This is a genomic window from Desulfurococcaceae archaeon MEX13E-LK6-19 (genome assembly GCA_029637525.1).
Classification (GTDB): Archaea; Thermoproteota; Thermoprotei_A; order Sulfolobales; family Desulfurococcaceae; genus MEX13ELK6-19.
On record CP072660.1, the window covers coordinates 1483113 to 1498240 of the forward strand.

The window sequence follows — 15128 nt, forward strand, 5'->3', positions numbered from 1 at the left end:
TAAAGATAATTATGTGCAATAACACACAAACAACACGGCGTACACTTTGAGAAACAAACTAGTTGAATTCATAACAAAAATCTAATATAGTCCTAGCCATTATATAAGAGCTTAGGTGTTATATATGAGCTTAGTTTTTGAATCAAGAGTTGGAAAGAAGAGGATAATTGTTCTACCTAAGGCGGCTGCAGAGGCTGTGGGTCTAAGTGAGGGGTCTAGGATTAGGATTCGTGTTGAAGACAATCGTATAATTATCGAGCCTATTCGTGATGCAGTATGGCTTTCCCTGTATGGGAAGAAGGTTGCTAAGATCACTCTTGAAGAGCTTGAGAAAGAGAGTACTCGTAGGCAGGCGAAATACGTTGGCTAAACAAGTGAAAGTACTTGTTGATACCAGTTTCCTTTTACCTGCATTAGGTATAGATGTTGAAGAAGAAGTCTATACTGCAATAAAGTACTTCTACTTAATGGAAGTCTACTATCTCGAGGAATCTATTCTTGAGGCGATGTGGAGTATACTCAAGCACGTCAAGGAAGAAGACCTAGACAATGTACTTGAAGGACTGAAAGCAATAAGAATGACGTACAAGCAAGCAATACCGCCACCTGAAGCATACATGGACGCATGTAGGCTCTACTGGGAAGGACATAACGACTACATAGACAACCTCCTCTATGCTACATCACGTAGACTGGGTCTTAAGCTACTAACGATAGATAAGGAGTTCATAAACTTCCTTAGGAAGAAGAGTAAACCTATAGAAAACATAGTCACACCAAGCAACCTCAAAGACTTGTTTTAACCATGTTATTCAATGGAGAATACCCAAGTAATAGTAGCAAAAAAGAGTTACAGCTGTCCCATAGCATTTGTCTATGATACATAAAAGAGATAGACACAAACATACTCATTAACAACTAGATCCTTACACTGTCCACCAGTTTCCATAAGAGATATCTGCTTCAAACTAGCTAATGCCACGGCCTATTGCCGTAAAGAAATTAGCGTATTTATGTGATTGATAACCTAATTGTTTCTAGGGCTGTATAGCCGCGTGGTGTTGTCATGCTGCTACCCAGCTGGCTTATCAATAGCCTCGTGCTTATTGTTGCTCTCATTGTTGTCTATGGGCTTGTGCAGCTAATGTTTAATGTTGTCCGTGGTCTCAGGAATTCTGTTATCCGCGCCCTAGACATCATTGAATCTAGGAGAAGTGCTCTGCAAAGCCTTACGAAAGATTTCTCTGCCGCAGGTCACCCGGTTATTAGGAAGATTGAGGATTACCTGGCTGGGATCCGTGGTCTTGAGAGAAAATATGCTTTCCGCCCTGGTCTCGTTCGTAGAATTGGGTATGTCTTCCGGGTATCATTCATGGTGCTAATAGTTCTCGCTCTACTACACACTCTGCTGTATATCTTGTTGACTCCTATTCAGAACATTATCCCGCAAACTCTTGCCCCTGTATTGAGTATTGCCCGTGGAGTACTCGCTGGTACTAGTATGGTGCTCTATATCGTACTAATAGTGTACATCATCGCGGTCTATGTGATTGCCGTGTATTATGTTGCCTACAAGAGTGTTGCCTACGAGTTTCTCAGACTTATAGAAGAGTTCATAGAGCTCATAGCGTCCCGCGCAAAAATAGCTATAACACAATATATGCAGGACAAGAGTATTGATGGTATTCACGTCGGCTTCCTACTAGCCCAAGGCCTCTACGAGGACTTCTACTCAGTACACCATAGTGGACTCCATGAGGTAAGAAGCATACTATCTAGATCACTGCCTAGGGCACTATTACTCGGAGGCGTAGCACTATCGCTACTACTATTCATGATGATATCCGGGCTGACAACACCTATCGGCACAGGGGGTCTAGTACAACCATACCAGACACTGGTATGGACTATAGTGGTCTTCGTGATAACAACAGCGAGCATGCTGACACTAGTAAGGTATCCTGCGTTCCTGACACACTTGATCAAAGATACGTTCACTAGATTCATACACGATATGAAAGAAGATGTGCGGGGACAAGTGAACCAGTTTGTGACAGAGAGACTACTATGCAAGACATGTAGTGAAGATAAACTCGATATAATAACCATTATAATGCTGTTGAACACGACTACAACATACCTCCAAGCACTAGAAACAGAGCTCAAAGAGATAGAAAACGAGGTAGAAACCACCATACCAAGAGTCAGGCTGGCAAGCCTAGCTGGTCCAGCAGCCTATATCATCTCGTTTATACTGAAAACACTGGGTCTACTCCCAATAAGATGAACCTGGTATCAGCCGGAAATCCAGCTGCTGAGCCAGTCATAGAGCATCCTGTAAAAAACTCTCGTGAAACAGCTTGTATCCCGCGGCTAAACACTTTTAAACAATGGTCAAACTAACCATATATACACGTAGGTGAATGCGCATACATGGGTTACTCTCTTGGTAATAAGGAGCTAGATGAGCTTCTTGAAGAGGTAGAGCCGGGCACAGTTATCCTTGTTGAAGGGCTCCCGGGAGCAGGGAAAACAACATTCACGTTATCACTAGCGTACCGTAACATAATACATAAGGGCAGTAAAGTACTCTACATGGTTTTTGGTGAAACACCAGAGAAACTAATGACTTTCAGTGAGAGACTAGGGCTTGAGAAAATAAGAGAACTTGCAAAGAAAGAACTCCTCAAATTCGTCAAAATACCGATAATTGCTGATACGATGCTTGTGGAGTACATAACAAAGGTACTCTCAGAGGAGTCAAAAGAATATGATATAATTGTTATAGATAGCGTTACACCCATACTCAAAATACTCCATACCTATAAGGCGAAAAGAGCATGGATACAGAACCTCTACGACTTCATAAGCAAACTAAATAGTGGATTACTAGTACTCGTAGCCGATATAATGACCGATCCTGATACTGACTTGAGAATGCTTGAGTTTGTAGCAGACCTAGTTCTACGGATGAGCTTTGAATTCCGCCGAAATGGCTTCATTGAGAGAGCTATTGAGGTAAGAAAATACCGTGGAAAACCAATAAAAACAGCATCAATACCATTTGTTATAACAAGCAAGATGGGCATCATAGTATTTAACTACATTAGTAAAGACATCATAGAGAAAATAAGGCCAATGAAGAAACCAGTCAAAATAACATGTCCTCCTTTACAAAAACTATTAAGCACAGACATCATAGAGCCTGGTACACAAATACTACTTGTAGACAAGAGGGGATGGCTTAGGGGCTCGTCTCTACTAAGGTATCTTGTTCAGAAGATCTATATGCTCCGGAAAGAAGGCTATAACATTCATGTAACAAGCTTCAGCCCCGAGCTACTAAAGATACTTATCTCTGAAATAAAGAGTTTAGTTGAGGCGAAAGGACCTGTAGAAGGGAAACTAAAAATACGCGAAATAGACCCATGCGTTATGGCGCCACATCACATAGTAAGCGAGAGTAGGCCTGAGGAAATAGCTACCAACATAGACATCCTCATAACCCTAGGGCTTGAGAGACTATTCTACATCTATGGTGCCGATGAATTAATGAACATGACAATAAACATAATCCAGATGCTCAAACAAATGGGTGTTTCAGCACTAAGATACATGATGGTTAGAGATGACAGCGAGATCCCAGGATACCTTATCGAGTTCCACGACATAGTGCTCACTATGTATGTTAAAGAGGATGGCGAAGTAGCCATCAAGGTGCTGAAGAACCTAGAGGCAACACACGGTACAGAAATACTTGACAGAGAATTCAAGGAATGCCCAATGCTCTAGATACCATTAACTTATGCCGCAATAAAACATTGAGAAAGCAGTAAAAAGCTTAACTAATCACTAAAACCTTAGTTTCCTAGAAAGCTGGGGGATACATAATTATTTAGTTTACTGTTTAGTATTCCTATGCTCCAGTGCTTGTGTTTCAGATAACTCTATCCTACTTCTTTCCATAATCTTTGACTGAACTCTTCTTATAGCTTCTAAAGCACGTTCCTTCCATAACCTCAATGGGAATAACTCATAGGCTCTGTTATAGTGATATAATGCTCTTTCAAAATCAAACCTGGCTTCATACTCTAGTCCTAGAGCATAATGTATCATACCGTCGTCGCCATACTTCTCGAGTAGACCATGAAGACACTCAAGAGTATGTGATGGATCGTATTCTTCTAGGCATTCACGAATACTAGCATTGATAATACGCCATAAATCCACATCCAATGTATAAACAACACCCTAGGCTGTGAAGTATCTAGCCCACCGAGATAATATTTACTGTGCATCACCCAGCCAAGAGTTTTATGTAGTGTCTTAGAGACTGCTCTGTAGAAGGGGAAACAGTAGAAACCGGCCGGTTTCCATAAGTAGTCTTAAAACCTATAGCTCACTCTAGATCTCGTGTTCAAGTATTCTATGAGCCTTATGTTTTTCTCATATAGTTTCTCCTCAAAGTATGCTCTAACCATTGCTGTGATGTTGTCTTTACTTGGCTTCTTAACGTCTTTAGCTAGACCAAGTATTTTCGATAAAAAGCCCTCGGGCATCAATGTATCAATTATTGTTTCTTCTACATCGCTTGGCACGTTTATCTTGTTGAGCCTGAAGAGACCATGGAGTACTTCATGGTAAACAAGGTCTAGTACCTGTTCTGCCTCCATGCTTGGTTTAGTGAAACTCGATACAACCACTCTCTCTTCATCCCAGTAAAGCATCGAGCCCATGAGCCCACCGAGCGGGTTGAACCCATAGATCACGTGGACTTCCTTGAAGTACTTCTTGAACCCAAATATCCTGTCCATGTACTCTATGTACTTCTCTCTTATCTTCCTATGGAGTTTCTCTACAGAGGAAGATAGCTTGTCTAGAGTCTCCTTTATGGTATCCCATTTATAGACACTAATACTCTTGATGGCTTCTAGCGCCTCGGATACACAATCTGCATTACAGTCTTCCTTGAAGACAATGCACTTGAACAACTTGTCCCAACACTTCTTCTCCTCAGCAATAAATCCAGCATAGAGTACTCTAGAGTAATCACCAATATAGAATACGTACGGGTACCTGTGGACAGGACACTGTGGCACGTGAACCAAGTCATAGAGAGCAGCAGCTACATGGCCTTCAACACTGGTGACACCATGGATCTCCAAGGAGCCGCCAACCCTCCGTCCATGGCGAGTTAGTGGTTTTCTACTTAAAATAAATGTACTCCTTATATAAAGTTAAACCACTGTATCAACGTTTTCTTCTTAATAAAAACAGTAACATTAATTATCTAAGACTACTTGTTGATAATGCTGATTAGTATCAATGGGTGGTCTGCAAGTGGATCAGAAACAAGCAGTGTTGGCTAGAGAAGTACTCGTCCAGGAAACCAAGACTACCCAAAGACTAGATGTAAAAGAGATCGCTAAGGGTGCTGTGGAGACCGTTGGTGGCGCCGGGCTTCTCGCTCTCGGGGCCAAGACAATGTTCATACTACCCTTCACCATGATCCCGTTTACGCTACAAACACTATTCCTAACATACCTCATACTACTACTGGGTAATCGCTCGTGGAGACCTGTAGCAACATACATAGCAATGGGCTTAATGGGGTTACCAGTATTCGCTTACGGTGGTGGACTATACTACGTGTTATCCCCCACGTTCGGCTACATAATAGGCTTCCTCGCCGCAGCAATCATAGCCGGGTACTACATCGGGAACCCACCACTGCTCTACCCTAGGAAACTAGTCATAGCAGCCACATTGATACAAGGAATAGTCTATACCATGGGATTCCTATGGCTAGCCGGATGGCTTACACTGACGAGACTAATACCAGTACACACTGCTCTAGCAACAGCTTTCATCATAGGCGTGGCCCCATTCATAGCATGGGATATACTCAAAGCACTAATGGCCGTAGGGCTACTAGTAGGAACACACAAGACAAAAACAATAATATCAAGATACCTCAGCGTACTAGGAAACACTTAATGAGAACTATTTGTTTTTAACACAATATTATGGCTGTCTGGAAAACTCTTTGGCTTCCTCTATCACGATTTTTAGTTCCTCCACGAACTCATCGTAAGGTAGTGGTGTCGATAATATACGTTCATTCCCTCTATACTCTTCGCCATCAAGACCAGAATACACATTATCAACTTCACCTAGGTTTCTCGCAAAATTAAGGTGATATACCATACCATCTTTATAAAGGAACACAGTATATCCTACAACTTTATAGACCTTGATATTAAGCCCACCATAAATAACTTCTTTATTACTACACCTAAAGCGTCCTGAGACCCATATTTTTGCTGGAAGCAACATAGCTATATATGTTCTACAGGGAAGCACTGGCCTCAGGAAATCAGGAAAAGCTATGGTATTTCCCGTAATCCTCTCAAAATCTACATAGACAATAATCTGTTTACCTTCAAGACTAGTATTGCCTTCAATGACTTCTTCTACAATAACACGGAAAACAGCCTTACTAGTATCGGTTTCAAAAACACAATTCCGCCCATTTATAACAAAAACTTCACCACACTTATATACTCCAAGTACATGTATTTTAGCCCATATTGGGCGTACTGTAGTATTATAGTATTTGGCTAGGAACTCACTGTAACTAATATTGCCGTTAACCAAGAGGCCTACTTCACAGCTATAAATAATATCCATACCACCAGGGTTAAGTTTATAGTATAAACATTCATTTTCTACGTTTGCAGTGAAGGCAAATATTATAGCTAAAAGTATTATTATCGAAACAATAATAACCATTGTTTTATACATAGTGACTCTCCTAATAAGATACTATTGACCATGGATTACATAAATGTTTATCATTACTTACTTAACTTACTTGACAGCAAACTAGATAAAACACTAAAAATAATTGATTATTATTGTCTCTTGAATACTTTTTATCTTATTATCCTAGTATTGTTTTGCATGATTCTACTCTAGTCGTGTTCAATGTGTCATGGAGTACCGGGTAGTATATTGTGTTGGCTATTGTTGCTTTTAGTATGAAGTCTAGTATGATGAGGATTATCGCTATCAACAACATTTTCTTTACTGTGGAGTCTACTTTTATCCTAAGTGTTTTCTCCTCGACGATACTCATCATGAGTCTCGTTAGTATAGTGCCTAGGAACACATAGCCTATAACACGTATTATGGCGTAGATAGGCCAGCCCATGACTACGGCGACGATACTCCCATTAGCCATCCATATCAGTGTACCGTAGTAGAAGTTCATGTAGTTAAGAAGTATGGCCCCCATGAACAAGCCGCCGATACCCATGGTTAGAAACGATACTATCGTGAACAACACTATCTCTATTATCTTGGGTTTAAGGAAGAGACTCGGGTCACCCTCCGGCCCCTTACCTGTCTCAAGCCACTCTATCATCTCCTCAAGGTAACTCCTCCCCTTAATGATCTTGTCGACAGCACCAGCACTACATCCCGCATAGAAGGCGTATGCTGCAACAACAATTGTTACGACAAGACTCCAGAGAAGCACTAAGCCAGCTGCACGCCATAACCTCCTCTTGTAGACCTCGACAAGAAAGAGATAAACTATCACAAACAACTGCATCAATGGCAGTATAAGCCCGCCTACAATAAGCCCAGCAATACTAGCAACAACACCGCCGGCAACAATACATAGTATCTCGACACCAAGACTAAACTCTTTATCAAGTAATTTCTTTAAATCCATAGAAACCACCTACTAGATCCACTATTTGTATGGTGGAGGAATAAATAGTATCAGTTATCCACTGAAACCACGTATTAAAGAAGCCTTGAACACAACGATCAACGAACTCAATATCCTTGCCCTAACCCATTAAGTAAAGTATATCAAGCTGCTTCCATTTATAATTGTAGTAATGGTGATGAAACCTCCTCTCTACTGAATAATAGAGATGTAGAACCTCACGGTGTCTGATTATTCTCCAAAATAAGACGAGAATACATTCTTATTCTTCGACTAGTTATGTGTTTTCCTGTAGAAGAGTGTTTAGTTAAAAAATATTTTGTTAAGGGCTGGTTTTATTTGGAATGTGTTTACTCGGCTGTGTAGTTTGGTACTACTGGTGGTAAGTTTACTGCTTTCGCGTAGGCTATGTTGAGTACTCTGTGTAGTATCACGAGGAGTACTAGTCCTACTGGTAGGAGTATTGCTGGGTGGGTTATACCGATGTACATTAGGAAGAATAGTACTGCCGAGATAGCCATGGCTAGTAGTGCGTAGGGTATCTGTGTTGAGACGTGGTCGATGTGGTCTGCACCGCTGAACATTGAGGACATGATGGTTGTATCGCTTATTGGGCTACAGTGGTCTCCGAAGATACCTCCGGCGAAGACGCTGGCAATGGAAGCGTATAGTGGTAGGTATGGGTCTACGCCTTGCTGGAGTGCTAGTGTCCAGGATAGTGGTATGGCTATGGGCATTACGAGGGCGAAGGTACCCCAGCTTGTACCTGTTGTGAATGATATGAAGGCTGCTGCTAGGAAGATTAGAGCTGGTACGAGAATTGCTGGTACGCCGGCCTTGGTGGCTAGGTCGATCACGTATGGTGCTGTGCCTACGGCGTCTGCAGCTGACTTGATTGTCCATGCTAGTACTAGGATAGCGTTGGCGAGTACCATGAGGTACATGCCCCTGATCGTGGCGTCCATGAGTTTCTCGAAGTCCAGGCTCCTGGTTACCAAGGCAAAGAATGCTGCTGTTACGTAGCCTGCGAAGCTACCCCATAGTAGTGCAGTAGCCGCGTCAGCATCCATCAAGGCTTCAGTGAATGGTACTTCCCACCAATACTTCTCATAGCCTACTACCTCGGCACCAGTAACCCACATTCCTATGATCGTTACTACTACTAGTACTATTACTGAGACAACGAAGTTCCACCATGGACCCCTAGCCTTGGGCTCACCTAGCACCGTCTCAGTAGGCATTAGTGGTACAGCACCGTCTCTAAGCACCTTACCCTCCTTGACGACACGGTGTTCTGCCTTGAGCATTGGGCCGAAGTGTCTTCTAGACAATACCACTAGGAATACTAGTATTATTGCGAAGATACTGTAGAATCTGAAGGGCACGCTGTGAATCCATGCTGCCATAGCCTCGATCTCAGGGGCCATCGCTATTTCTCCAGCAGCAGCCTTCTCAGCAAGGCTCTCGAATGACTCCTTGATCAAGCCTACCTCATAGCCTATCCAAGTTGATATCAATGCTAGTCCAGCAACTGGTGCAGCCGTTGAGTCGACTATGTAGCTCAGTAGCTCACGACTCACCCTAAGCTTGTCTGTTACAGGCCTAGTGGTGTTACCTACAATAACAGTGTTTGAATAGTCGTCGAAGAATATCAGTACACCAAGGACTGAGGCGAGGAAGCTTGCTCCGCGAGAAGACTTTACCTTACTCAGTAGCTTCGCGGCAACATCATGCATTGAACCAGAGACATAGAGCACTCCAACAAATGCACCGATAATGAAGTCGAAGATCAGGATCGTGGCGTTCCAGGAGTCAGTGACATTCTCGATAACCCATGACAAGCTCTGCCTAGCGCCAAGGAATACATTCCAGTCGTTAATCATGAGGCCGCCAACGAATATACCGGCGAACAATGCTACCAATACTTGTCTTGTAATGAAGGCTAATGCAATAGCTAGCAATGGCGGGAGCAATGGAGGAGCTCTATAGCCAATGTAAAGTACTATAGCTAGCACAATGATGCTGGATACTATTCTATATGCTCTCCCACCACCAGCGGCTCCCATGAGAATAACACCTAATTAAGTTTTTCACAATACACAAAACATTAGCAATAACTACGAAATATAAACATTACTCCGAACCTATCATTGGAGATAACGAAACAATTTGATAGTAGATAAACCAAATTCTACTTAAACAATATAAATACATAATATAATGATCATTGGTTTCAAAGAATCAAGTAATAAACAGCTAATTTATGACTATTACTAATAGGATATACTAACCACCATACATTTCATGAAGGTATTCGGCAAACCATGCCGGAACGCTTTCCCTACAGACAAGCACTACTTTGGCAAGATACTCAATACTACTAGCAAGTATAAAAACATTACAACTACTACAATCAGCAGGCTCCTCGATATCCAGTTTCATAAAAATATCGACAAGAGACATGTTCGAGGCTATAGGGAACAATAATGATACAGTGTAAATACACTCACTACTAGTCTCAAAAGAATACGTTAACATGTTATCAGCAGTGGATACTGTTGTTGAACAATTACCTGTACCAATGAATAACGGCTCATTATACTCCCCCGCAAATACTCTAGACACCACGCAACAGCCCTCTCTAAGCGGAGAAAGTTCTACCAGCACTTCACCACTTATTCTTCTACACAAGCAAGACTTGTCCATGTTTTCAATTCTTATAACCATTTTTGTTGCGAAAAATGGTGTCTTATTGACTCTAACTATGTAGAGTGGAGTAAACATGTAGTCTATACTAGCCATATTCTTGCCTGTGTCTCCGGATAACGGGGGCACTACAGCTATGCTAAATGTTGTATAGATGTCGTAGAAACCAATATCAACAACTACATCTTTCCTGCTGTCAACAACTACTTTAACATCTATGGTACTGTTTCTAGTTTGCTTAGACCTCCCAGGTACATTGATGAACAGTATAGTCCAGTTCCCCGGGTTCACTACGTAGTCTCTCGTTGCAACAGTACAATCGTTCACTTCAACACTCAGAGATGCATTAACCGGGTCCCTAGTGTTTACTCTTAATGCAAAAGCTATCGTGTAGTTGCTACGGCTAATAATCCTAGTGATAAAACCGTCACCTATATGTACATAGAATTCTGCTCTAGCCCTATCTCCGCTCCTAGTGGTTTCTAGTCTGATAAATCTAGTCCATGGAACACCGTCCCGTACCTCGATACTACTCCTGCTAACATAGACCCTATAGTCCCTCCCTGGAACACCATACATTGTCTTGCCGTCATCGATGTAGCTGACTAAAACTCTCCATCCATGTTCATACAATGTAACAGGGTCTATAGGCATAAAATCCTTATCAACGTCAACACTTAAATCAAGGAAACCAACACGTATAATGAAGTCCCTATAGTAGTCGAAATAAGGTTCAGCAAGCAGCTCCCAATAAACAGTAGTCGTAGGCACACCAATCGAGCTCTTTATAGGAATACACATGACTACTAGAGAGCTAGCAAGGACCAGGATGAGAAGCAATCCCATATTCTTCTCTACACGAAGCATACTACCACTAGAATAGACCACTGTACTGCTGAGTAAAACGGGTTACCACGTAGCATAGAGTGTCAGAAGAGGCCGACCACCCCGTTCACGAGCCCGATCAACCGGGCCTCCCCGAGTAGGGGCTTCATCACTCCAGGATAGAATACTGTATTCTATGGAGGTTATAAACGTAAGCAACATTGTTTCTCCTAGCATCTGATTCTCGTGTGGCTTAACATTAATAATATTGTATTCCTAGTAACCTATCTTGTAGATGATGAGCTCAGGCGGAGATGAAGTGATGATTAGATCAGCCTTGGCTGAATCATTATGAGATAAACAATTGCTCTACTCCTGTTCCACCATAGCTCTGGGATAGGTGGGCTTGCATGGATACGGGTTCTAGGCAGCACATAGAGTTCTTGTTGACACGTAGGAGTATAAGGAGGTTTGAAGACAAGCCTGTTCCACGGGATCTCTTGCTTAAAGTTATTGATGTAGCAAGGTATGCTCCTAGCGCGAAAAACTTGCAGCCATGGGAATTCATTATAGTCGATGACCCCGAGGTCAAGAAGAAGCTCTCTGGGATACATGTCGGCGCTAGGCCTCTAGAGAATGCCCCTGCCGCCATAGTTGTTGTAGCCGATAAAGAGTTGTCGCCAGTATCCTACCTAGTTGATGGAGCCAATGCAACCATGTATATACTGCTTGCAGCCCACGCCTACGGCCTAGGGACGGTATGGATACAAACACTACGCAACATCAGCGAGATCCAGAAGATACTCGGACTCCCCGAGAACAAAGTGCCCGTGGCAATAATAGCTATCGGGTGGCCAGCCGAGAAACCAGGTCCTAGGCCAAGAAAGCCTCTGGAGGAACTAGTCCACATCAATAAGTATGGAAACAGGTTATCAAAACAATAGGTTATTAAACAAGAGTAGATGCATTAAGACACCATTTTTCCCCTCTTATCCGAGCCCAAGTCTATTAACTACTTCTCGGGGAAACTATGCTGTAGCGGTGGCATGTGCTATGGATAGTGTTGCTGTCCTGCTACTAGCCATAACCATGCTTATCGTGATGCTTGTTCTACGTATTCCACTATGGATAGTATTCTTCGTGACAGCGTTCACTACAGCTCTCATCGCTGGTGGACCAAGTCTTCTCGCCAATATAATTTGGACAACCACAACAGACCCGACTACAATAGATCTTGTCACAATAATGTTCTTGATAGCAGTGCTAGTTGGGAACTATAGGGAGACTGGTTTCATCGACAAGCTCGGCGAGGAACTAGTAGCGTTCTTCAAGAAACCTGTTTTGTCGGCAACACTGGTGCCAGCAATACTTGGTCTACTCCCCGTGCCCGGCGGTGCATTGATGTCTGCCCCTATTGTCGACAAGGTTGGCGACTACATGGAGCTTGACAATGTGAGGAAAGTGTTTGTGAATGTCTGGTATAGACACATAATATTCATGATCTACCCGTTGAGTACATTATTGATACTAACAGCGACACTCACCAATACAAGCATATGGGTGCTCATAACAAGACAGGCACCTATAGCATTATTTATGTTCGTCATAGGCTTCATTATAGGCTTCCCTATGCTGAGATCTAAGAGTAAGACCAGGACAAGCTATAGTGTTGGCAGTGCTAACAAGAAGATTTTATTGAAAGTATTCTCCCCGATAATAGTGGCTATAACCATAGCTGTCTCCACATCCAGGTTCCTCGACTACAAACTACCGTTACCTATAAACAGAGTCTCCATGGTTCTCGGCGTTAGCATGGGGATAATACTATTGTACTTGTTGTCGAGAATACCTAGACATAAATTCATGAGAACCTTCTACTCCAAGAGCACAATAGAGCTGGTACTAGTTGGTTATGGTAGTATGCTTCTCCGCGGAGTCTTCCTGTCGATAAGTGTCGAGGACTTGGCAAGCTATATACCAGGCTACATTAACCCATTGGCTGTGGCACTAATGCTACCACTATTCTTCTCCCTAGTAGCAGGTGTCCCGACAAGCGGTATAGTACTATCTATACCAATTATACAGGAAGTATGCAGTATCACCCCAGGGATAGCATCAATGATCTATGTCTCAGCCTTCATAGGATATCTCGGCTCACCACTACACTTATGCTATATATACACAGCACAATATCTAAACACACCGTTAATGAAGACCTACAAATACATGGCACCAGCCTGCATGATAACCCTGTTATTTACATTCTTCTTAAACGCCTTCTACCCATAGTTAACCGAGTGTTATATTAAAGTATAACACTGTTAAGAATAAACTGTCTAATAGATAGTATTACCTGTACCAGACATTGTATACAATAAGTTTTATATCTACTTCCAAGTACTCGTCTCATGTAACCACCAGTAAGGACTATAAGATTGCCATTTTGGTGACGATTACATATGCAGTTTGTTATAGGCGTTAAGGAGCTTGACGAAGCGATCGGTCGTGCACTAATGAAAGGAGCTACTATCCTCATTGCCGGTAATCCTGGTACCGGGAAGACTACACTTGCAGCCACAATATGCTATAATAACGCATTAAGAGGTATTCCCTGTGCCTACATAACATTTCATGAAAACAAAAGCAGATTCATAAGCCAGATGAAAAGCTTCAATATGGATTTTGAAGAGTTGGAGAAGAAAGGCCTATTCCGCTTCTATAGATTCCCGTTAGTGACGTCGCCTGACTTGATCGGCGACCTCCTAGAAGAAATAAACGAGATCGTGAAGAAAGGACCCGGCGTGATCGTGATAGACAGTATAACTCCGCTTGGGAAAATCTTTGAACGAGACATTGAAGCACGTGCTCTCCTACAGAACTACTTCTACAACCTCGCGAACATTATCGGCGGGCTCGTTGTATTGATAGCCGAGGTACCATTGGGCAAGGAGGTTATTGCCCTAGGAGACATAGAGTTCACAAGCGACATAGCGATCATACTTAAGCATAAGATTGAGAAAGGGCTCCTCGTAAGACTCATGGAGATCAGGAAAGTGCGTGGAGCACCAGTAAAAATAGCTGAGGTACCCTTCGCTATAATAGATGGTGTTGGACTCCAAGTAATGACTCCTCCGATACTTAGTAGAATTGTCCCCCCGAAATATGATGTTGAAATAAAGATCCCGTGTAAACAGCTTGCACGCGAACTCAAACACTTACATCCTGGACAATACATTTACGTAGCGTATCAGGCTGATGCCTACAACCCCTACATAATGCCCCTACTCCTCGCAACAATAACTATGAATAACCTAAAGACTCTAGTGATAAGCTACGTAAGATCCCCCAGAGAAGCCTTTGCAGTATTCACCTCGATATCAACTTATGAGAAGGAGATACGCGAGGAACAAATAAAGAAGCTGTTTGGCGAAGACAAGATCATTGTTGAATCAATAAACCCTGCAAGCTGTAGCATTGAAGAACTGAATTCACTTGAACTACAACTCATTGATAAGTATCAACCCGAAGTAGTGATCTTTGATGGAGCAGAAATACCATGTCTCATCCACGGGTTCAGGGAACCAGACAAGTACTTCATGTACTTGAGAAACCAGCTATTGAGATTCAGGGATCTAGGGATACTCACCATCAGGATCTCAGCTCTAATAAACGAAGAGATCTATAGGAGAGAGAGCAGTATCGCCGATGTAGTATTACGTTTCGAGTATCGCGAGAGAAACGGAAGACTTGAGCCATGGCTTTACCTATGGAAAATAGGATACGATCCAATAATCCTTGGGCCAGATGAGGTCAGGAATTGTATGAAAGAATGTTTAAACACCCTATGGGGTGGGTGATC

General features: G+C 42.4%; 14 protein-coding genes. 8 read left to right on the forward strand and 6 right to left on the reverse strand.

Annotated elements, in window-relative coordinates:
* Positions 1–124: 124 nt before the first annotated feature.
* The 4 genes from J4526_07780 to J4526_07795 all read left to right on the forward strand — a co-directional run bounded on the left by J4526_07780 (position 125) and on the right by J4526_07795 (position 3792).
* Positions 125–370, forward strand: a complete 246-nt coding sequence (locus J4526_07780) for an AbrB/MazE/SpoVT family DNA-binding domain-containing protein (protein WFO74961.1) — start codon at positions 125–127, stop codon at positions 368–370.
* The gene (locus J4526_07785; protein ID WFO74962.1) at positions 363–803 is read left to right on the forward strand and encodes a PIN domain-containing protein; all 441 of its coding nucleotides are present in this window, start codon (positions 363–365) and stop codon (positions 801–803) included. Before J4526_07780 ends, J4526_07785 begins: the two co-directional genes overlap by 8 nt.
* Before the next feature lie 263 nt (positions 804–1066).
* Positions 1067–2287, forward strand: coding sequence for a hypothetical protein (locus J4526_07790; GenBank protein WFO74963.1), 1221 nt, complete (start codon positions 1067–1069; stop codon positions 2285–2287).
* A 146-nt stretch (positions 2288–2433) separates the two neighbouring features.
* Positions 2434–3792 carry a hypothetical protein gene (locus J4526_07795; protein ID WFO74964.1) on the forward strand — a complete coding sequence of 453 codons (1359 nt, stop codon included), beginning with the start codon at positions 2434–2436 and terminating at the stop codon, positions 3790–3792.
* Between the two features lie 108 nt (positions 3793–3900).
* Here the strand turns inward: J4526_07795 and J4526_07800 are convergent, their stop codons facing one another.
* Both J4526_07800 and J4526_07805 read right to left on the reverse strand, forming a co-directional pair.
* Positions 3901–4236, reverse strand: a complete 336-nt coding sequence (locus J4526_07800; protein WFO74965.1) for a hypothetical protein — start codon at positions 4234–4236, stop codon at positions 3901–3903.
* 149 nt (positions 4237–4385) lie between these two features.
* Positions 4386–5165: a hypothetical protein gene (locus J4526_07805; GenBank protein ID WFO74966.1), complete on the reverse strand. Its 780-nt coding sequence runs from the start codon at positions 5163–5165 to the stop codon at positions 4386–4388.
* 175 nt (positions 5166–5340) lie between these two features.
* On the opposite strand from J4526_07805, the gene J4526_07810 reads away from it, so the two are divergent.
* Positions 5341–5997 (forward strand): biotin transporter BioY, encoded by a 657-nt coding sequence (locus J4526_07810; GenBank protein ID WFO74967.1) that lies wholly within the window; start codon positions 5341–5343, stop codon positions 5995–5997.
* A gap of 27 nt (positions 5998–6024) precedes the next feature.
* Here J4526_07810 and J4526_07815 read toward each other — a convergent pair whose 3' ends face one another.
* From J4526_07815 to J4526_07830, 4 genes are all read right to left on the reverse strand, one after another.
* Entirely contained in the window at positions 6025–6804 is a 780-nt protein-coding gene (locus J4526_07815; protein WFO74968.1) for a hypothetical protein, read from the reverse strand.
* 139 nt (positions 6805–6943) lie between these two features.
* Positions 6944–7738: a hypothetical protein gene (locus tag J4526_07820; GenBank protein WFO74969.1), complete on the reverse strand. Its 795-nt coding sequence runs from the start codon at positions 7736–7738 to the stop codon at positions 6944–6946.
* A 350-nt stretch (positions 7739–8088) separates the two neighbouring features.
* Positions 8089–9804 (reverse strand): Na+/H+ antiporter NhaC family protein, encoded by a 1716-nt coding sequence (locus tag J4526_07825; protein ID WFO74970.1) that lies wholly within the window; start codon positions 9802–9804, stop codon positions 8089–8091.
* Between the two features lie 220 nt (positions 9805–10024).
* Positions 10025–11311, reverse strand: coding sequence for a hypothetical protein (locus tag J4526_07830; protein WFO74971.1), 1287 nt, complete (start codon positions 11309–11311; stop codon positions 10025–10027).
* 368 nt (positions 11312–11679) lie between these two features.
* Here J4526_07830 and J4526_07835 point away from each other — a divergent pair, with 368 nt between their 5' ends.
* The 3 genes from J4526_07835 to J4526_07845 all read left to right on the forward strand — a co-directional run bounded on the left by J4526_07835 (position 11680) and on the right by J4526_07845 (position 15126).
* Positions 11680–12213: a nitroreductase family protein gene (locus tag J4526_07835; protein ID WFO74972.1), complete on the forward strand. Its 534-nt coding sequence runs from the start codon at positions 11680–11682 to the stop codon at positions 12211–12213.
* Positions 12214–12322: 109 nt separating this feature from the next.
* Positions 12323–13558: a DUF401 family protein gene (locus J4526_07840; GenBank protein ID WFO74973.1), complete on the forward strand. Its 1236-nt coding sequence runs from the start codon at positions 12323–12325 to the stop codon at positions 13556–13558.
* A gap of 170 nt (positions 13559–13728) precedes the next feature.
* On the forward strand, positions 13729–15126 hold the full coding sequence (locus tag J4526_07845) for an AAA family ATPase (protein ID WFO74974.1): 1398 nt from the start codon (positions 13729–13731) through the stop codon (positions 15124–15126).
* Positions 15127–15128 lie beyond the last annotated feature (2 nt).

Excerpts from the sequence above, each read along its gene's own strand:
- J4526_07780 (WFO74961.1), top strand. The coding sequence starts at position 125 with ATGAGCTTAGTTTTTGAATCAAGAGTTGGAAAGAAGAGGATAATTGTT.
- J4526_07790 (WFO74963.1), top strand. The coding sequence starts at position 1,067 with ATGCTGCTACCCAGCTGGCTTATCAATAGCCTCGTGCTTATTGTTGCT.
- J4526_07795 (WFO74964.1), top strand. The coding sequence starts at position 2,434 with ATGGGTTACTCTCTTGGTAATAAGGAGCTAGATGAGCTTCTTGAAGAG.
- J4526_07815 (WFO74968.1), bottom strand. The coding sequence starts at position 6,804 with ATGTATAAAACAATGGTTATTATTGTTTCGATAATAATACTTTTAGCT.
- J4526_07820 (WFO74969.1), bottom strand. The coding sequence starts at position 7,738 with ATGGATTTAAAGAAATTACTTGATAAAGAGTTTAGTCTTGGTGTCGAG.
- J4526_07825 (WFO74970.1), bottom strand. The coding sequence starts at position 9,804 with ATGGGAGCCGCTGGTGGTGGGAGAGCATATAGAATAGTATCCAGCATC.
- J4526_07830 (WFO74971.1), bottom strand. The coding sequence starts at position 11,311 with ATGCTTCGTGTAGAGAAGAATATGGGATTGCTTCTCATCCTGGTCCTT.
- J4526_07835 (WFO74972.1), top strand. The coding sequence starts at position 11,680 with ATGGATACGGGTTCTAGGCAGCACATAGAGTTCTTGTTGACACGTAGG.
- J4526_07840 (WFO74973.1), top strand. The coding sequence starts at position 12,323 with ATGGATAGTGTTGCTGTCCTGCTACTAGCCATAACCATGCTTATCGTG.
- J4526_07845 (WFO74974.1), top strand. The coding sequence starts at position 13,729 with ATGCAGTTTGTTATAGGCGTTAAGGAGCTTGACGAAGCGATCGGTCGT.